Annotated in this window: 17 protein-coding genes; 9 read left to right on the top strand and 8 right to left on the bottom strand. The window is 42.1% G+C overall.

The genetic code is table 11. The annotated features are described in order from the left end of the window. Positions 1–161 precede the first annotated feature (161 nt). Both JMX50_RS04615 and JMX50_RS04610 read right to left on the bottom strand, forming a co-directional pair. Positions 162–683 (bottom strand): endonuclease V, encoded by a 522-nt coding sequence (locus JMX50_RS04615; RefSeq protein WP_201628608.1) that lies wholly within the window; start codon positions 681–683, stop codon positions 162–164. Between the two features lie 16 nt (positions 684–699). Continuing rightward, entirely contained in the window at positions 700–1635 is a 936-nt protein-coding gene (locus JMX50_RS04610; protein ID WP_201628607.1) for a hypothetical protein, read from the bottom strand. 255 nt (positions 1636–1890) lie between these two features. Here JMX50_RS04610 and JMX50_RS04605 point away from each other — a divergent pair, with 255 nt between their 5' ends. Beyond that, positions 1891–2601 (top strand): hypothetical protein, encoded by a 711-nt coding sequence (locus tag JMX50_RS04605; RefSeq protein WP_201628606.1) that lies wholly within the window; start codon positions 1891–1893, stop codon positions 2599–2601. Between the two features lie 92 nt (positions 2602–2693). Here JMX50_RS04605 and JMX50_RS04600 read toward each other — a convergent pair whose 3' ends face one another. The 3 genes from JMX50_RS04600 to JMX50_RS04590 all read right to left on the bottom strand — a co-directional run bounded on the left by JMX50_RS04600 (position 2694) and on the right by JMX50_RS04590 (position 4978). Further along, positions 2694–3158, bottom strand: a complete 465-nt coding sequence (locus JMX50_RS04600; protein WP_201628605.1) for a hypothetical protein — start codon at positions 3156–3158, stop codon at positions 2694–2696. Positions 3159–3337: 179 nt separating this feature from the next. Continuing rightward, the gene (locus tag JMX50_RS04595) at positions 3338–3868 is read right to left on the bottom strand and encodes an inorganic diphosphatase (RefSeq protein ID WP_025651820.1); all 531 of its coding nucleotides are present in this window, start codon (positions 3866–3868) and stop codon (positions 3338–3340) included. A gap of 240 nt (positions 3869–4108) precedes the next feature. Further along, positions 4109–4978 carry a lipoyl protein ligase domain-containing protein gene (locus JMX50_RS04590; protein WP_201628604.1) on the bottom strand — a complete coding sequence of 290 codons (870 nt, stop codon included), beginning with the start codon at positions 4976–4978 and terminating at the stop codon, positions 4109–4111. Between the two features lie 615 nt (positions 4979–5593). On the opposite strand from JMX50_RS04590, the gene JMX50_RS04585 reads away from it, so the two are divergent. The 5 genes from JMX50_RS04585 to pncB all read left to right on the top strand — a co-directional run bounded on the left by JMX50_RS04585 (position 5594) and on the right by pncB (position 14371). After that, positions 5594–7096, top strand: a complete 1503-nt coding sequence (locus tag JMX50_RS04585; protein ID WP_201628603.1) for a coniferyl aldehyde dehydrogenase — start codon at positions 5594–5596, stop codon at positions 7094–7096. Between the two features lie 368 nt (positions 7097–7464). Further along, entirely contained in the window at positions 7465–9408 is a 1944-nt protein-coding gene (locus tag JMX50_RS04580) for a glycine betaine ABC transporter substrate-binding protein (RefSeq protein ID WP_201628602.1), read from the top strand. A gap of 93 nt (positions 9409–9501) precedes the next feature. Beyond that, on the top strand, positions 9502–10404 hold the full coding sequence (locus JMX50_RS04575; RefSeq protein ID WP_201628601.1) for an ATP-binding cassette domain-containing protein: 903 nt from the start codon (positions 9502–9504) through the stop codon (positions 10402–10404). 586 nt (positions 10405–10990) lie between these two features. Next, on the top strand, positions 10991–12841 hold the full coding sequence (gene msrAB / locus JMX50_RS04570; protein ID WP_201628600.1) for a bifunctional peptide-methionine (S)-S-oxide reductase MsrA/peptide-methionine (R)-S-oxide reductase MsrB: 1851 nt from the start codon (positions 10991–10993) through the stop codon (positions 12839–12841). Positions 12842–13123: 282 nt separating this feature from the next. Then, entirely contained in the window at positions 13124–14371 is a 1248-nt protein-coding gene (gene pncB, locus JMX50_RS04565; protein WP_201628599.1) for a nicotinate phosphoribosyltransferase, read from the top strand. A gap of 12 nt (positions 14372–14383) precedes the next feature. On the opposite strand, the gene xseB is transcribed toward pncB, so the two are convergent. From xseB to JMX50_RS04550, 3 genes are all read right to left on the bottom strand, one after another. Then, entirely contained in the window at positions 14384–14629 is a 246-nt protein-coding gene (gene xseB, locus JMX50_RS04560; protein ID WP_201628598.1) for an exodeoxyribonuclease VII small subunit, read from the bottom strand. 195 nt (positions 14630–14824) lie between these two features. After that, positions 14825–16336 (bottom strand): exodeoxyribonuclease VII large subunit, encoded by a 1512-nt coding sequence (xseA, locus tag JMX50_RS04555; RefSeq protein ID WP_201628597.1) that lies wholly within the window; start codon positions 16334–16336, stop codon positions 14825–14827. A 359-nt stretch (positions 16337–16695) separates the two neighbouring features. Next, the gene (locus JMX50_RS04550) at positions 16696–17064 is read right to left on the bottom strand and encodes a hypothetical protein (RefSeq protein WP_201565367.1); all 369 of its coding nucleotides are present in this window, start codon (positions 17062–17064) and stop codon (positions 16696–16698) included. Positions 17065–17351: 287 nt separating this feature from the next. On the opposite strand from JMX50_RS04550, the gene JMX50_RS04545 reads away from it, so the two are divergent. The 3 genes from JMX50_RS04545 (at position 17352) to JMX50_RS04535 (ending at position 19950) form a co-directional block, all read left to right on the top strand. Beyond that, on the top strand, positions 17352–18008 hold the full coding sequence (locus JMX50_RS04545; protein WP_201628596.1) for an alpha/beta hydrolase: 657 nt from the start codon (positions 17352–17354) through the stop codon (positions 18006–18008). Positions 18009–18134: 126 nt separating this feature from the next. Beyond that, complete coding sequence (zapE, locus tag JMX50_RS04540) at positions 18135–19241, top strand: cell division protein ZapE (RefSeq protein WP_201628595.1); 1107 nt, start codon at positions 18135–18137, stop codon at positions 19239–19241. A 19-nt stretch (positions 19242–19260) separates the two neighbouring features. Beyond that, positions 19261–19950: a nitroreductase gene (locus JMX50_RS04535; protein ID WP_265088578.1), complete on the top strand. Its 690-nt coding sequence runs from the start codon at positions 19261–19263 to the stop codon at positions 19948–19950. The last annotated feature ends 86 nt before the right edge of the window (positions 19951–20036 follow it).

Genomic DNA, 20036 nt, shown 5'->3' with positions numbered 1-20036 from the left:
AGATGCTACGGTATCTCTTTTTTAATGTCTTAAAATTATTTTTAATTATATAAATGGGTGTAATGGATTTCTATTTAACATAATCACCGTTATGGGAATAAGGGCTGTTATCTAGTGAGGGTATGGCTGTAGCGGAATTTATTTCAATAGGTATAGGTGTTCTAATTGATGACACGGCCTAGTTTATCTACGTAAGTAACCATTTTTGGCATTCTATGTTCGCCATCCATCCTACTTACCATCTCTTTAGCCTTCGTGATTTCTGTACCAATACTGGTGACATATAGTGGGTGCTTACTTATCCCTCGCCAAACAGCATAGTCTTTAGTAATGTCATAGAAATGGTTTTTAGCAATACCGATGATAGGCTTTTTATTAGCAAGATTATCATATAAATACTTACCCAATCCTGCTTTGATAACACCATCTAAAAATACATAGCCGTCGATGATAATTACATCAAAAGGTTCGTCAATCTGGTTAATCAAAGCCAGTAAGCAAGGCAATTCTCGTTTATAAAATTGCCCTGACTCATAAGGCGCAACATTATTCACGTTGACAGTATGCTCACTTAATATCTCATTAATCTCTATACCTTGAAAACGTATGCCCGCTACTTTAGCGCTGTCCAGCTTTTGTACCACGTCTGTTTTATAATGCACATCTAATATTAAAAATATCAATTTAGCCCTCATAGATCTATTTATAGATAATCAATTTAAAGTTATTACTATATTTTTTCAGCTGCTCAACTTTTTGAGGTAGTACTTCACTTTCTTTGATACGTAGTTCCTTTAAACTACTAAACTCTTCTTTATCATTAAATATTTCTAAATTATGAAGTCCGTTTAATCCAGTGATGTACATAAACTCCACGTGTATAAAGCTATTGTTCTTTGCCCATTTATCGAACAAATCTTCTGCAATATCTTCGCTTATCTTCAAACGTATGAACGTATCAAATGTAAAATTTTGATAATTTTCTATCAGCTCATATATCTCTGGAACAGGGATGGGACAATCAAGGTAGTTTTTTGAGTGAATAATATTATCTATAGCTGTAAAACGTTTTATACGATTTAATTTTGGGATATATGTAATATCTATATCTTCAAGCCGATTGGTTTCTTTACAAGTTTTACTATAACCAAAATTTATATCATCTCTACTATTTCTATAGTAGAAGCCTGATTGATCATATTCGTATCGAAGTTCAAACATGGATGGCTCATGGGGTTTTGTCCTCCACATAATTTGATTTTCTGTTTCGCCATTTTCAATGGTATAGATCTCTCTATCGCATATACCTTCGTTGAAGGTATATGACATACCTTGATATAAATTACCTTGATAAAATTGCGGTATTGTTCCACAACCATACTCGTCTTCATCTTCATTACAAAACCCTGAAGAGTCTATTTGAATAGGTGAAGATAGCCCTATCTGACACGGTGAGACATACGGTTTACCAATCTCTCCGTTTTTAACTTCATAAGCTTCAAGTTGATGGTCAGGTTTATCAAAGAAGATAATGCCTGTGTATAGCTTATCGCGCTGATACCATTTACCCTTCTGATACCATTTACCGTTACTTTTATTTAACAATGTTGATTTCAATCGTTGCATATTACTCATGTTAATCTTCTCTGAAAGAGGAGTTATTAATCGTGCTAGTAGAAACGGTAATGCTAGAAGGATTCATTTTAAGAAATATATGGCGAACCAATCAGGTACTTTCAATGGTTCGGTACCCTAGTGAGGACTTGAATGTTTGGCTGTAGACTAATAGTATCAAGAGTTTGATTTTTTAGATCATTGTAGTGTACTTCACGGTGTACTTTCTGAGCAGCTGATGTTGTCAAAATCAAGGCAAGGCGGAGTATTTAAATAGTGACAAGTGTAAAGACTTTAAAAGTGCTGTCTATAATAATTATCCTAATATTCTTAGCAACTTTGCTACCTAAATGTGAAACCAGTAGTAACTATTTTTTAAAAATTCATAAAGAAAAGGTTGAGGACATAAGTGGCAATGAGGAGGGTTGGGCTATAAATATAGAGGGAGATAAATACTATCTTATTACTCATACTGTCTATCAAGAGTATTATTCCATAATCGAAAGTGCCCCTCGAGATTTGCTGAGTTATGAATATTATATGTTGAATGCTAGTACCAATGAGAAGATGTATCCCCATAAAAATATGTATGTGCTGACTAAAGAAGGGTTAAAAAAGACAGATAAAATTCCAGAATTTAATTTAGCAACTAACGCTGTTGAGTATAATAATACTATCTATTATCTGCTTGAAATGCCTGTAGAAGAGTCATTAACGAATTGTATAGTTTATAACATAGATAATGATGTTGCCGAAAAAGGATCATCAGGTATTAATACTACTTATACTTATTTAGCACGTTTTGACAAACCTAACAACCGATTCATCATTGATTCGTCAGCGGCTTATTTATTGAGTAACTTTAATAAAAACTATCAAACCATTCTTAAAGAACAGTCAAATAGTTTAGGATCCAAACGTAGAGATTATAGGCACTATATTATAGACCATACGAAAAATTTTGACTGTGAACTGCAGTTCCCTTAAGGTATACCCCAACGGAACCATTTATTTTACCCTCTGAACCTATTAACAGACCACTTAAAACAGACTGCCATAATGGAACCACTTATAACAGACTAGCCAAAAATTCGCCACATTATCCAGAACAATCCTGCCATCACCGCAGCAATGACCAATAGCCGCTTTGCCCAATAAGGAATAAGCGGTTTTTTATAGCCCAAGTCATTGAGCTGACTGTCAACGCCGTCTTGTAGACTTTGGAAGCCTTGCTCTGTGGGCGTGGTTTTAACGCGAGTCTTTGTCAGACGCTCTGTCTCTTCTTCAACTTGTTCTCTATCAAAGCTAAAGGCTTGGCTTGGGATACCTTGTTTGTTGGCGATAGTCGTGAGGGTTTGCTGCTGCTGGTTCTTTAGCGCAAGCTCATAAGTATCTATGCGAGATTTGGCGGCATCCATACTGATATTTTCATCAGCGGCCAAGGTTTTAATTGCCTGCACCAAATTGCCTTTTTCGACCATCATCATCACAGCTTTTGGCAGTTTTTTATTGGTGGGCGTTGAGCCTGAATCAGAGTCAAACATGACAGTCCTTATTTGGGTGTGATACTAGGTAGGTGAGAGTATTATAACCATTTTATCGGCGCAAAATTCAAGCAAAAAAATACCGCAACCATTATCATGTCTGCGGTATTTTCATGGCGCTTATCCTATTTTAATAAAAAAATGGCAATAAACGCTTCTTATAAATTATCTAGGACAATTTATAGGTCTTTCCAGCGTTGGATAGACTCTTTGATGACTTCTTTAGCTTCTGCGACGTCACCCCAAGATTCAACCACCGTTGTACCGGCTTTTTTAAGGTCTTTATAGTGGCTAAAATGGAATTGCAATTGGTTGATAAGCTGCTTTGGTAAATCTTCTAGGCTGTTATAAGCATTGCCTGTATCACGGTCGTCAGCCGGTACGACGACGATTTTGTCATCAACTTCGCCATCATCAACGAATTTCATCACGCCGATTACTTTCGCTTTTAAGAAAATACCAGTAGGCAAAGGCTGTTCTGTGATGATAAGCGCATCTAACTCGTCGCCATCTTCATCAAGGGTTTGCGGAATAAAACCATAGTTACAAGGTTTAGCAAAAATCTGTGGATCAACACGGTCAAGTTCAAAAACTGCCAATTCGCGATTCCACTCAATTTTATGGCTGCTACCAGTTGGGATTTCTACGACCACATTAATGATGCCGCCATCGACGTCGCCTGCGTCCAAAATTTTATTAAAATCTGCCATAAGTTGCTCCAAGGTGCTTTTGTTATGAATACTTCAATGATAAAGGGTTAAATGTTGGCGCGCTAAGGTTATTGCTGCGCCCAATTTGTGCGCCTGCGATTATAACAAGTTTGACTCAAATTTTCTCACAATGCTTAAGTCTAAGCGTGCACGATATTATGCAAAAAAGGATTATGCAAAGAACAGTATTTAATTTAAAAAAAACTGTGTAAGCAAGACTGTATAAAAAAGACTTAAAAATTACTTTGGGGCGAGGGCACGTAATTGGATATGTCCCGCATGACGTTTGGCAATATTATCGATAAGCTTTTGGGTCACTTGCTCATAGCTTAAACAGTTTGCAATTGCTTGCATAGATTGTTCAGCGGTCTGCACTGCCGTTTGCTCATCCGTCGTTTGCTCATCCATCGCAACAAAGTCAGCCAGTCGTAACATTTGCATGCCCGCATAGCCGCATGGATTAATCGCATTAAAAGCCGATAAATCACAATCTAAATTAATCGCGACCCCATGATAACTAAAACCATGCTTGATTTTAAAGCCAAGTGAGGCGATTTTACCCAGCATAATGGCGTCATCGGCCGGAAGCTCAGTGAATGGTTGAGCGTTGTCATTACTGGCAGTATTTAGATGGCTATATAAATAAACACCGGGCGCATCACGGCGCGCATGGGCGCTGATATCGGCACTGGTATTGACACTATTAGACGCGTGGCTTTTTAGGCAGTCATTGACCACATCTTCAATCGCTTGTTCGGCGTGCGATACCATATTGCGTACACTCCAGCCTAAACTTTCTAAATCAAACAACCAATATATAACCAGCTGCCCATGCCCGTGCCATGTCACCTGACCACCGCGGTCGGTCTTGATAATAGGGGTATTGGTACGTTGCAGGATATGCTCTTCTTTACCGGCTTGTCCAAGCGTATAGACATCATTGTGATCGACAATCCATAGCTCGTCAGGGGTGCGTAGACCTTGCTCTTTTTTGAGCGCGATACGCGCCAACGTACGCGATAGCATGGCATCAAGGGTAGGGACATAATCAGCAGCTGAGAGCGATTTGCTGACTAGCATTTCATTGAGGGGTTGCGCGGTATTTTGCATAAGAATGACTGTCTTATATTTTGATGTTTTAGAAGGATGTTTTTAGAGTCTAGTTGCCTAGAGTGATAGTCAATACTAAATATAAGCAATAGATTTATACACAGATGCTGCTCGGATTAATCTTCCTTGCTGTGCCGATGCAGACAGAGGCTGCGAAAAATTAATCCCAACAGCATGATCGCATTTGTAGATTGGATAAATCCTATTACTGCGATTCAGTGTAGCAGTTTTAGCAATTGTGCCCAACTCTATATTTGCGTCAGCTGCGCTATTCGCTTACTCCATCTAGCGGCAGTAAAAATACTGATAAATAGCAGCAATATAGGCCTTAAATGACACGTATTTCATACAGACCCACTAGTCAATCAAAGGTGCTGTTCATTCACTGGTCGATGCGCTACATTAAACGGCGTTGACTAAAATAGTGTCGAATAGCATTGAAAGGAATCTCATCTGCCTTCATTATTGAAAACTGTTCATCAACAGCCATCAGTTGAAGGTGAGTATATAAGTGCCATATAAGATATAGGCGGCGTATATTACGCCTGATCATGTATTCAGAGTCTTAAATATATTATAGCGTGCCGACTCTAACGCCTATGACAAGGAAGATAAATGACCGATAATAATCAGAACACGCTTTTCCAAAGCGAGCCGACGCCAACCAACCAAGCTCAAGCTTCAAACCATGCCAATGATGCAAACGAATCCCTTAGCATCATTAAGACCGTCGCTGATATGCAGGCGCAATTTTTACGCCTGCAAAATTTGAGCCGTACGCAGCCCATCAATGATTGGGCCACGCGTGAAAATCAACTCGACAATCTAGAGGTGATGCTAAGCGACAATCAAGAGCTACTTGCCAAAGCGATTAGCGCCGATTTTGGCTATCGCAGTGAGTCAGAGACCCAGTTCGCTGAGCTGTTTCCGAGTTTTACCGGTATCAGCCATGCCAGAAAACATGGTAAAAAATGGATGAAACCGCAGCGTGTATCGATTTCAGCGCTTTATATGCCGGCTCATAATGAGATTCAGCCGCAGCCGCTTGGCGTGGTCGGTATTATGGTGCCTTGGAATTACCCGCTGTTTTTGGCAGTCGGACCTATGATTGATGCGTTGGCGGCGGGTAATCGCATTATGATTAAAATGAGCGAGGCCGCACCGCAATTTGCCCAAACCTTTGCTGAAACCATTTCACGTTATTTTTCACCGGATATGGTTTCTGTGGTCATCGGCGAAGTTGAGATTGCTCAAGCCTTTAGCCAACTGCCCTTTGATCATTTATTATATACCGGCTCAACCGCGGTCGGCAAAAAGGTCATGGCTGCTGCTGCACCAAATTTAACGCCGGTCACCCTTGAGCTTGGTGGTAAGTCGCCTGTCGTCATTTTGGAAGGTGCCAACTTAGAAAACGCCGTCAATCGCGTGATGATGGGTAAAACGCTTAATGCCGGTCAGACCTGTATTGCGCCTGATTATGTGCTCATTCCGCGTCGATATCATGGAGAGTTTATCCGTCTGGCAAAAGAGTGGATGGAAAAACATTATCCCAATATTGCAGACAATCCTGACTATTCGCACATCATTAATGGTGCGCAGTTTAAACGTGTACAAGGCTATCTAGATGGCTTGGCAGGCGATGAGGTTCATCCGCTGACTGATACGGATGCTGATATTGACAGCCGCCTGATGCCACCCGTGATTGTCAGTGAGCCTGCGCCTGATAGCGATGTCATGCAAAACGAGATTTTTGCCCCGATTTTACCCTTGATGCACTATGACAGCCTTGATGATGCCATTCGTTTTATCAATGAGCGTCCACGCCCGTTGGCGCTATACGTCTTTGGTGATAACAATAGCGAGATAGATCAGGTGCGTAATAATACGGTATCGGGTGGCCTGTGTATTAATGAAGTCATTATGCATGTGGCGCAACATGATTTGCCGTTTGGCGGTGTTGGACACTCAGGTACGGGCGCTTATCACGGTAAAGCTGGCGTTGAGCGTCTTAGTCATATGAAGCCTGTGTTTGTACAATCGAAGTTGAATGGTCTTAATATTTTACTACCGCCATACGGTGGCTTGTTTAAAAAAGCCATGGCGCTGTTTTTGAAATAGCCAATAATAAAATAGCCAATGATAAAACAGTTTTTGGTTAAGCAAGCAACATGATAAAAAATAGCATCTATTCAGGTAGGTGCTATTTTTTTGCCTAAAATTTAGTGATTAATAACCAATAGTTAAAAACCAACAATTAAAATTAATGAGCATTTGTCATCCTATCTATAAATCGCTACACTTTGTAGTAAGCCTAAACGATTATAGTGTCAATTTTAGATTAATCAGCAATAGCTAATTTAGGCATTAATCACCAAACTAGTCAAAGGCAACATACTCTTGGTTCAAGATGTCAGTACTACTAACTTTAGCGTTAATACTAATACTAATATTAATACTGATAATAAAAATCATAAATAGGATATCCCATGCGCCAATGGATTGCGTTAAGTTTACTGTGTATGAGTGCCTTGTTGCTGCCGGTATCGGCGTCAGCAGCTTGTGATGCACCCATCAAATTTGGCGCACTGACATGGGAGAGCGGTCAGTTTATCTCTGGGGTGCTTAAGTACATCGCTGAAGATGGCTATGATTGTACAATTGAAGAAGTGCCGGGCGCCGGTCCTGCGCTTGAAACCGCATTATCACAAAACGACATTCAAGTGATTGGCGAGCAGTGGGTTGGGCGCTCGCCAATCATGGAGCAAGCCATCGCCCAAAATAAAGTCGCGGTCATTGGCGATACGCTGAAAGGCGGTGCTACTCAAGGTTGGTATGTACCCAAATATGTCCTAGACGAAAACCCAGGTCTACGCAGCTACCAAGATTTGCCTAAGTACGCTGAGCTGTTTAAAGACCCTGAAGACCCAAGAAAATCGCGTTTTATGAATTGTCCGTCTGGTTGGACGTGTGAGATATTTAATAGCCGTTTGCTTAAAAATACCGGTTTAGACAGTATTTTTAACAATGCCCATCCCGGAACCGGTGCTGCGCTCGATGCCGAGATTGCCTCCGCTTTTGAACAGCATAAACCGCTATTATTCTATTACTGGCAGCCTACTGGCTTGATGGCAAAGTATGACTTTGCGCCATTAGCATTTCCCGCCCATGACGACGCTTGCTGGCAAGACTTGCTACTTGCTGATGGCACAGCGGACTGTGTTTCTGGATTTCCAGTATCGCCTTTAGGTATCGCGGTATCGACACCGTTTATTGAATCTAATCCTGAGCTGGCTGCTGTCTTCAAAAAGGTTCAGTTTAGCTCCGATGAGCTCAATGGGGCTATCTTAGAGATGAGTGAAAGTAAACGGAGCGGCGATGAGCAAGCCTTAACGTTTTTGCGTGAGAATCCACACATTTGGCAACATTGGCTATCTGAGGAAGCGGCCACAAGACTTGCTGCTAAGTTAGGTATTAGCCTAACAGGCGCGGCTGTTGCGAATACTGGTGATAGTAATAACGGGGCATCCAGTGATAGCAAATTTGGCTTATCATCAAGCTTCCCTTCATGGTCACTTGAGACCCCGCTTAATAATATATTAGCAAACGTTGTCCAAAACTACGGTGACGTGTTTCGTACTATCAGTACGGTGGCGTTAACCTATCTATTGCTACCCATTGAGCGGCTATTAACGGTTATTCCGCCTTGGCTAATTATTGCACTTGTGACGGTATTGGCGTGGTTTGGCGTGCGTAAAATTTGGTTTGCGCTGGCGTGCGGGGCAGGATTGTTTCTTATCGGCGCGTTTGGGCTATGGGGCGCCTTGATTGACACCTTTGCGCTGCTTATCGTATCGGTATTGGTCACGGTAGTGATTGGTATTCCTATTGGCATTGCCATGTCAGGTAGTAAAATCCTGCGTAAGATTGTGACACCGATACTAGATGTCATGCAGACTATGCCAAGCTTTGTTTATCTTATTCCGGTGCTCATGCTGTTTGGTATTGGTAAAGTACCAGCGCTATTTGCCACCATTATTTATGCCTTGCCGCCACTGATTCGTTTGACGACTTTGGGCATTACCCAAGTCAATCATGAGATGGTCGAGGCAGGGCGCTCGTTCGGTAGTACGCATCTGCAGCTACTTATTTGGATTAAATTACCCCAAGCGCTCCCCAGTATCATGGCGGGTATTAATCAGGCGGTAATGATGTCACTTTCTATGGTGGTATTGGCTTCTATGATTGGTGCCCCCGGTCTTGGCGAAGATGTCTTGCAATCTATCCAAACGCTCAATATCGGTCAGGGCTTGCAAGCTGGTACAGCGATTGTCATCGTTGCGATTATCATTGACCGTATTACGCAAGCATTCGGTCAAGGTAAGCGCGCACGGCAAAAAACCATCGACGCTGGCAGACGTCCGATTGGTTAGCACTGTGCTCCATATTAGAAGTGAATATCACAAGCAGTAAAAGTGACCATCACGAAACAATGCAAATAAAAAATACAAATAGTGAGAGCAACGATGAACCATATCCAGCTAGAGAACATCAGTAAGATTTATAATGCCAATAGCTCGCAAGCACAGTCTGCATTGGCATTATTGGCTGAAGGTATGGATAGCATTGCGGTCAAGGAGCAAACGGGCTACTCGGTCGGGCTATATGATATTAATTTGGATATTAAGGCGGGCGAGCTGCATTGTATTATGGGGCTATCAGGTTCAGGAAAATCAACCTTGATACGCCATATCAATCGATTGATTGATCCAACCAGTGGCAAAATATGGGTTGATACCAATATCAATGCAAAAAATAAGGACAATGCGCAAAGCCCGATAGCAGAGGAAGGTTCGTCCCAAACCGCTGCCAATATCAACTCGGCTATTAATATTTTAGAGCTTAATGATAAGGAGCTACAACATTATCGGCAGCAAACGGTCAGCATGGTATTTCAGCACTTTGGTTTAGTGCCACATATGACGGTGATGCAAAACGTCGCTTACGGTCTGCGTGTGCGTAAGATGAGTGTGAGCGAGCGTCATGAAGTTGCTCGGCATTGGCTTCATGAAGTCGGGCTTCCCAACCTAGAGCATAGCTATCCTGATGAGCTTTCGGGTGGTATGCAGCAGCGTGTTGGTCTTGCGCGCGCTTTGGCGACGGATAATCCAATCTTGCTGATGGACGAAGCATTTTCCGCGCTTGACCCCCTCATTCGTGCGCAATTGCAAGACCAATTACTTGAGCTACAAGCACGGCTCAATAAGACCATTGTCTTCATCACTCATGATATCGATGAAGCCGTCAAAGTCGGTCAGCGTATTAGTATTTTAAATGGTGGACGCTTAGTGCAAACGGGTACACCAAATGAATTACGCCAAAATCCAGCCGATGATTATGTTGCACAGTTTATGAGGGCTAAAAGTTAATTCAATCAAATGCCAGACTTACTTAATAATTAATTTTTTAAATTAACTGCTGCAAAAAATTGATTCTAATAGTGGGTTTTTAAGTGTGAAATAATTAGATAAGAGATTGATTTGTTTGCAGATATTGATTTTCCTCTCATTTAGCCTCATATAAAAGTAACTAAACAAAAAGTGACTAAGCAAAAGTCACTAGATAAACAGTCACTAAGCAAAAGTCACTAGGCATCATTATTGCTACTACTCCCATATCTCTAATTTCTATATCAACAACCTTACTGCGTTGTTAAAAAAGTGTAGTGAGCTGTCATTAAATCTTAAAGGAAACTCCATTATAGGTTTATACTATTAAGATAATCTAATGTAGATAAGTGTCTTATTATTATCTTAAATTCTAGCTATCCTTAATTAACCTAACCGCCTTTATCTCATAACCTTTATATATATCCTGTCTAGATTTTATAGCGCTCCTAACGCATTTAGTCTAAGCATAATTACCCTAATAAACAGCATAACAAGCCTATAAAAAACCATAAAAGACCATTCAAACTAAGTATTTGCTCGCAAGACTTCGTAAAAAGGATCCACCATGCTACCTGATAAACAAGATAATAAGTCGCAGAAAAAAATCCGTTATCATGAGCGCATCAACGCTAGTGATTTAGCGACCTCTTCACCGCGTGCAGCAGCGCGTTGGCTAAAAAATGTCAGCGCTTTTGGGGTGACGACCGTATTAAGTGCAGGGATATTGGTTGCTTGTGGGCAAATGAGTAGCGCAGAAAACAATGCTAAGAGCAATGCCAGTAGTAGCGCCAATACAGGTAGCCAAAACAGGGGCGTGAAAAGCTCACGTGATATGTTACCGTCTGACATGCTTGGGCAAATGCAGGCGTTGCCGCAATTAACAAAGGGCTTGGGCAAAACAGGTGCTGCGGTCATTGACCCTAATAAACCAACTTTGATTAAATTCTGGGCAAGCTGGTGCCCGTTATGCCTAGGGACGCTTGCAGAAACCGAAGAGTGGCGTACCGATCCTAAATTTGCGGATTTAAATGTGGTCACCGTTGCCAGTCCTGGTCATCTCAATGAAAAAGCTGATGGTGAGTTCAGTACTTGGTATGCGGGCGTGCAAGCCGACTATCCTAAGCTGCCAGTATTGTCTGACGCTTCAGGTGAGCTGATTAATAAGCTTGGCGTACAAGTGTATCCTAGCTGGGCGATACTCGATAAAAATGGCAACTTGGTACATTTGGTAAAAGGCAATATATCGGCAGAGCAAGCTTATGCCCTCGCTGAAAACGCTGATAATGATTTTGCCGAACTAAAAGCAGGCAATGCCAAACCGGCAAACGCCCAAGCATTAGATAACAATAGTAAGATTGAAACCATTAAGCAAAAAGATGGCGTTTATTATAACGATAAAGGTAAGGCGATTAATACGCGATCAATTTATCTAGCAGGTGGCTGTTTCTGGGGCGTTGAGGCTTATATGGAACGCGTCGAAGGTGTCGTCGATGCGGTATCAGGCTATGCCAATGGCGATACAGCCAATCCAAGCTATGAGCAAGTCATTCGTGGCTCAGGTCATGCCGAAGCTGTAAAAGTAACCTATGATGCGGATAAAACCGATCTTGATACTATTTTGAAATACTACTTACGCGTGATAGATCCAACCAGTCTTAATAAGCAAGGTAATGATCGCGGCGTTCAGTACCGTTCTGGCGTTTATTACACCGATAAAGCAGACAAAGCGGTGATTGATGCTGCTCTCAAACGTGTGCAAAGCCAGTATAAACAAAAAGTTGTAGTAGAAAACGCACCGCTGGATAATTTTTACTTGGCTGAGATGTATCATCAAGATTACCTTGCCAAAAACCCTAATGGTTATTGTCATGTCGATTTAAGCCTCGCCGATGATAAACCGGAAGGCACTGCGCGTACCAAGCTTGCGCCTGCAAATACGGTCGCTGAAACCTTAGATCCTAAACGCTATGCGGGCTTTGATAAAGGTGCGCTGAAGAATACCCTAACCAAAGCACAATACAATATCACGCAAGATGCCGGTACTGAGCGCGCCTTTAGTCATGAATACGACAATTTATTTGCGCCGGGTATTTATGTCGATGTCGTAAACGGTGAGCCATTATTTTTATCAACCGACAAGTACCAGTCTGGCTGCGGTTGGCCAAGCTTTACCAAGCCAATTGATAAGCAAGTCATTACCCAACACGACGATACCGCCTTTAATATGGTGCGTACTGAGATTCGCTCACGGGTAGCAGACTCGCATTTGGGTCATGTATTCCCTGATGGACCAAAAGACCGTGGCGGGCTGCGTTATTGTATCAATGGCGGGGCGTTACAGTTTATCCCAGTCGATGTGATGCCGCAGTCAGGCTATGCGCCCTTGGTAAAATTGGTAAAGCCTGCAAAACCTTAATGATTAACCTTGATAATTAAACTCATGAAGAGACGTTAAGTATAGGCTTAACGTCTTTTTTATGGCTGATGTTTCAAATTTATAGGCTATAGCCACATGATGAATACGTTTATTATCGTTGTATTTTTGCTGTTATAACCGTTGAATTATGAAAAATGAGACAAACTTCGTTATACTCAAAATCTTAACGTTTTCTATTATTAACACCTTGATAGTTATTGATACCTATTTCGTCGCTCGCTTTGTTTGGCGGCTTTTCATTTTTGTATTTAAGGCTGTAACATGACCGTTACTCATACTTCTAAAACTTTTGAACCCATTATTACTTCTTTACTCGATAACGACTTATATAAATTTACCATGCTGCAAGCCATGCTGCATCAGTTTCCGCAGACCCATGGTGTTTATCGTTTCCGCTGCCGCAATAATCAAGACACGGTTTATCCTTTAGCTGATATCAAAGAAGATTTAGAGCAACAGCTAGACAGCTTATGTGAATTGCGATTTTTAGAAGATGAGCTGGAATATTTACGTAAGTTGCGCTTTATGCGCTCAGATTTCGTGGATTATTTGGAATTATTTAAGCTAAAACGTCGTTTTATCACAGTCAGTATCGATGACAAAAATCGTTTATGTATCGATATTGAAGGGCCGATGATTCAGGCGATGTTCTTTGAGGTGTTTGTCTTAGCGATAGTCAATGAGCTGTACTTTAGGGCGTTATCAAATGCCAGCGTCATTGAAGAAGGGCAGCGTAGGCTTGATGAAAAAGTGGCTTTGTTGCATCGCTATGCAGAAGAACAAGCAAATTACAGCCGTGATAGACCGACACCGCCGTTTATCGTCGCTGACTTTGGGACTCGTAGACGTTTTAGTAAAGTATGGCAAGCTCATGTGGTTGAGACTTTACATAAAGCGGAACCAAAAATTGTCAGTGGAACTTCCAATGTTTATTTGGCAAAAAAACTCGGCATGACGCCGATAGGAACGATGGCACATGAGTTTATGCAGGCATTTCAGGCATTGGATGTGCGTTTGCGTGATTCACAAAAAGCCGCGCTTGAAGCATGGGTACATGAATATCGTGGTGATTTGGGTATTGCGCTGACCGATGTCGTTGGTATGGATGCGTTTTTACGCGACTTTGATTTGTATTTTGCCAAGCTTTTCGATGGTTTGCGTCATGATAGTGGCGACCCGTATATTTGGGGCGATAAAGCTATTGCTCATTATAAGAAATTAAAGATAGATCCAAGAACCAAAATTTTAACCTTTAGTGATGGTTTGGATTTAAATAAAGCTTGGGATTTACATCAGTACTTTAAAGGTCAAATAAGAACCAGCTTTGGTATTGGCACCAATTTGACCAATGACATGGGCATCACCCCGATAAACATCGTCTTAAAATTGGTTGAATGCAATGGACAGCCAGTTGCTAAGCTGTCAGACAGTCCAGGCAAGACCATGATCAATAACGATACCTATCTTGCCTATTTGCGCCAAGTGTTTGAAGTCGATGAGCCAGAGTAGAATTGGCTTAACTTAAATGTCGCTATTCTCTGTGTTATCTTCTTCAGCGAAGGCGGCATCTAGAGCTTGCTGTACCGCATTGATACGGGTTTCGCAAACGCGATAAGCGGCAATCGATTCTTCAACAGTCGTCATTAGATTATCAATGTCTGGCTCATCTTGTTGCTGTAGTTCGACGGCATTGGTTTTTAGAATATCATAAGCCGCCTTAAAAGTTTTTGGGGCGGCTTTTTTACGTTTGCGAGCAGGGGTTGTCATAAGGTTTCCTAATATTCACATTAGTTTAAGAAAAAAATATAGAAAGAAAAGTAGATAAAAAGTTGTTAAATATTTTAGTTGCAGGAGTCTGCTGCTGGTATAAATTTTCCTTGCTTGCTGTGTGACTTCGTCACTCCAGAGGCGGCGCAAAACTTATCCCAGCAGCTCTGTATTTTTATGGCAAATAGACTATAACTAATTGTTCTTTACATCAATAATTTGTGCTTTTGCCTTACCATCTTTTAAGACGATATGTACCGTTTGCTCAGCATAAAGCTGCGTACTGCTGGTTAGTATTTTTTTATCTTTTGCATCAGTCAGTATGGTATAGCCTTGTTTAAGCACGCGAGAAGGACGATGCAAGAGTACAATATCCCGCAGATGTTCGCTATCACGTCGTGCTTGTAGCAACTGCTGCTGCGCACTGTGCATAATCGTTTTTTTATTGTTTTGACTGTGTGTAGATGCGCTTGCTAACTGCTGATAAGCGGAGGTTTGAATTTGCGTGCGCAAATCGCTGGTTAGTCTAGCAGCTTGCTTCACCTGTCGCTGAGCGCTTTGCTGAATACTACGCCAAGCATAATCACTGTCTTTTTGCAGGGCGGTCAATTGACCAATCGTTTGCGATTGTATTTGGCTCAACTGGCGTGTCGTCTGTTGCTCAGCAGTGTTTAATTGACGCTGCGCTGCCTGTTTGATTTGCGCTTGGTATTGCAGCGTTTGCGTGACCAATTGCGCTAAATGCGCCATGATAGCGGCAATGACTTTTGACGGCGTATCGAAGCTGGTATGCGCCACTTCATCCAAGATAACTTTGTCACGCTCATGACCGATACCGACCCACACAGGGATAGGCTGCTCGGCAACGAGCGCGGCCAGCTCATAATCGTTGAGATAGGCTAAATCACCAACGGCACCGCCACCACGAATAATGACTAACAAATCGGGCAGGCGCTGATAAGTATCATAAAACTGCTGCTGGGCGCTGACGATAGCTTGACGGATTTCACTTGGCGCGTGATTGCCCTGAAAGGTAGCGTGATGGTAATGGAAGTGACAGGCCCTTGTACGAGCTAAGCGGTCAGCGTCGGCTTGAAAGTCGCCTAATCCGGCGGCTTTTTCAGGGGCGATGACTAAGACATGCTCAATATCAAATGGAATAGATAATTGCTGATTGAGGTTTAATAAGCCTTCGCCAGTCAAGCGGTCGACCATCTCGGCATATTGCCGTGCCAAGTCGCCTAAAGTATAGCTTGGGTCGATATCTTCAATGGTGAGTGAAAAGCCATATTGCGCATGGAAGCCTGCCGATACTTTGAGTAATACGGTCAAATCACGGTCAAGCGGCATGCCTGTTGCGCGCTCAAACTTTGCTAAGACGCGTGCGGCTTTAAAGCGCCAAAGGTTACCACGGCAGCTAGCAATGACTTTGCCGTCGTCATCTTTTTCTGCCAGCTCAAAGTAATAATGCCCACCTTTACTTGATAAATTACGAATCTCAGCTTTTACCCATACGCGGTGATTAAAGGTTTGTTTGATAACCATATCGACCGCCGATAGATAGTCGCTCAGCCGTAAGACAGTATCTTCTAAACTGACTTCGAGGCTGTTTTCTTGCTCAGCCAGTTCGGCCTCCAAGGTCGCTAAATCTTTGGCAGGCGCTAAAACCTTAGCTTGTTTCGTATGTGACAGGTTGGGTTTGCGCATAATAATAGACCAAAGGTAAGAAGGTTTAAAAACGGGCTGCTTATATAGTAGAGTCCCTTTTATAGTAGAGCCACTTTAAAATCAATAATATAGTGCGACTGGGATGAATTTTTCGCAGCCTCTGTGATAGCAGTAAGCAAGGAAAATTTCTACCAGTCGCAAGTAGCCACTAGTTATAGACTGATTTGAATGTATGGGACATTAGTTAGGATAGTTTACCTCAAAAGTGCCGCTACAAAAAGTAAAGCCAATAAGCCGCGATGAATATACTATCTATCTCGCAAACTTATTGGCTAAAAGCTAAAAGCTAAAAGCTAAAAGCTAAAAGCTAAAAGCTAAAAGCTAAATAATAAACTGTCTTATTGGCAACGGAAATTAATCATATACTCATAATCATCTTTACGTGACAAGTCCGGTGAGCCCGTACCAAATATCGAACCGATGACCGCGCCCGCTTGCCCAATCATACGGCCCGTTTGCTCATTTAAAATACCATTATATTTTACTTTGTCATCAACGATAATTACCTGCTTGTTTCGGCAGGTTTTTTGCGCGCTGTCTATCGCATTTTGCTGGGCTTTTACTTTGGTATCGGCAATGCCAGTGGTTTCATAAATAGAATTGGCGCGTTGGATAACCGGCGAAGAAGGCGTGCTTTGGCAAGCGCTTAACGCTAACGCCGCTGCTAATGTTGCCGTTAAAGTCAAGGTTTTATTAAAAGTATTCATAACTGTTTCCTAAAAGGCTGTTAGTTAAACATAAAAAATAAACAGTATGAATCTAACCTATCGTACTCTTGAGTGTCTAGGCTGTTATTGTGTTTGATATTGCAGGTATATGTCATATTGGCAATGAGACAGTAGAGATTTTTCTGAAATCAGCAGTTATTCAAGGTGATTGTTCCTTACCGTCACTCCAAAATGAGACAAACAGCACCAGTACACAGCAAATCACTTGAAATATAAACCATATCTAGGATAATTGGACTATTCATTCTTAATTAGTAAGTAATTCTATGCAACTGATTCCTGCTCCTGCTGGCGTGCTCGAAGTTGATGCACTCTGGCAACAAGACAATCCTAACGATCCCAATACCGATACGGTGGCGCTGCTTTGCCATCCTAATCCTTTATTCGATGGTACGATGAATAATAAGGTAGTCACGACCATGTATCGATTTGCGCGTGATAATGGCATGCATGTGGTACGTTTTAACTTTCGCGGTGTCGGGCAGTCAACTGGCGAGCACGATTATGCGGAAGGGGAAGTAGTAGACGCAATGACCGTGCTACAATGGATTGCAGAGCAAACCAATGCACGCAAGCTATGGCTAGGTGGGTTTTCCTTTGGCGGTTATGTAACGGCACGTGTTGCTGAGCAAGTCATGGTGTCGCCGCATATTTGGGGGCTGAGTGATTTTGAGATAGAAAAAGTTGCCCTTATCGCGCCATCCGTTGAAAAAAATGACAACAGTGACATTACCTTACCCGTTGAGAAAACTTTTGAGATATACGGGAATGAAGATAATGTTATTGCGCCGGCGAGTATGCAGGAATTTGCTGAACGCTTAGGGTTAGCGGTTAGTGTCATTGATGGCGCTGGGCACTTTTTCCACGGGCGTTTATCTGAGCTTAAAGGCTTGTTAGAAGAACATAGCTTTGGTAGTAAATAGTTGATTGTCTAGATATTACCACACGATGTTGTGTAGCTAATTAGCGATAGAATTTCCGCTTTAATATGGTTAAGTAAATAACATCCACCATTTTTATATTTATTTTGTCTAATGATGAGTCGTATTATGAGTTTATCTCCCTTGCAACGTTATGAGCAGGCCATTAGCACTGATGAGTTTACTCGAGATGAGCAGCAATATCAGGCGATGAGCTATTTAGATGAGCTTTATCATCAGCTCAATAGTAGCGTCGAACAAAAAAAAGGCTTTTTTAGCTTTTTAAAAGCAAAGCCCGTCGCGCCCAAAGGTTTGTATATGTGGGGCGGGGTAGGACGTGGTAAAACATGGATGATGGATATGTTTTACGACTCTTTAACCATTGAGCGTAAGATGCGCCAGCATTTTCATCACTTTATGCAGCGCGTCCATCAAGAGTTAAATAATCTGCAAGGTCAGAGCGATCCGTTGGAAAAAGTCGCGGATATTATCTATGCAGAAGCAGTGATTATCTGCTTTGATGAGTTTTTTGTCTCCAACGTCTCCGACGCCATGATTTTGGGTGATTTGTTTACCATGCTATTTAATCGTGGCGTGACATTGGTCGCCACATCAAACATTGAGCCGTCTGGTCTCTATAAAGATGGTCTGCACCGTGACCGCTTTATGCCGGCTATCGCCGAAGTTGAGCGCCATACGACGGTAATGAATATTGACTCTGGCATTGATTATCGCCTGCGTGTCTTGCAGCAGGCGGAGCTATATGAATCGCCTTTGACTAAGGCCAATCACCATTGGCTTGCTAACCGTTTCGCCAGCTTATCTAATAATCAAAAAATCAGCAATGAGCCTATTACTATCAATGGTCGTGAAATTAGAATTAATGCGCGTACCGAAGATATTTTATTCTGTGACTTCCGTCATTTATGTATGGAGCCACGCTCAGCGTCTGATTTTATTGAAATTGCCAAAGAGTTTAGCACCGTCTTAATCAATGCCGTACCCGCTTTAGATGATAATTTGCGTGATCCTACCCGCCGTTTTATTTATCTGGTTGATGAATTTTATGATCGCCGCGTAAAATTACTGGTACGAGCAGAGCAGTCTATTCTTGAGCTGTATCAAGGAGAGAAGTTAGCGTTTGAGATTGAGCGTACACGTTCACGCCTGCTTGAGATGCAGTCAGAAGATTACTTAAGAATGGAGCATCGAGTCGAAGATACGGATGCAGCATAATAAAAAACAAGGATACATTATGAGTAATTCAGCAGACAGCTTAGAAGAGAATAACGATAGTAGCGCTGAGCAATCAAGTCAAAGCGCGCCGCAAAATAATACCGAAAGCCCCCTAGTGACAAATGCGCAAGTGACCGATGAGCAGCTGATTAATTGGATTAAGTCGAGACGCAGCATCGGCAACCTGAGTATTCCGGCACCAACAGAAAGTCAGATTAAAGCGGCTATCGATTGTGCGGTTACCGCGCCTGATCACAAAAAACTGCAACCATGGCGCTTTATTGTTACCCAAGGCAATGCCCGTCATGACTTGGGTCGTGCCTTTTTAGCAGCCGCTGAAGCACAAGCGGCACAAGAGGGTGAGGCGCTGTCTGAGAAATCTCGCCAAAAAACCTATAATATGCCGTTACGTGCGCCGGTGATTATTACGGTCGTTACCCAAATGCAAGTGCATAAAAAAGTGCCACCTTTTGAGCAAATGCTAAGCACTGGCGCCGCAGTGCAAAACCTTATTTTGGCGCTAAAAGCCCAAGGGTTTAGTACGGTTTGGCGCACAGGCTTGCTATGTAATGAGCCTGCCGTTAAAGAATATTTTGGCGTTGGCGCAGATGATTATGTCACGGCTTTTGTTTATACTGGCAGCAGTCCTTGTGATATGCCCACGCGCAAGCCCATTGATATTGAGCCATTGCTACGCTTCGAGTCATAAAGGCAATAGCGTAGTAGGGTTACAGAGATATCATGGCAGGGCAGATGCGGCGGTAAAGTCACTCATTAAAGAGAATAATGAGTAAA

The organism is Psychrobacter maritimus (assembly GCF_904846345.1).
In the GTDB taxonomy this organism is placed as follows: Bacteria; Pseudomonadota; Gammaproteobacteria; order Pseudomonadales; family Moraxellaceae; genus Psychrobacter; species Psychrobacter maritimus.
Note: the sequence above shows the minus strand (reverse complement) of the source record. Positions and strands in the feature narration are given on the sequence as shown.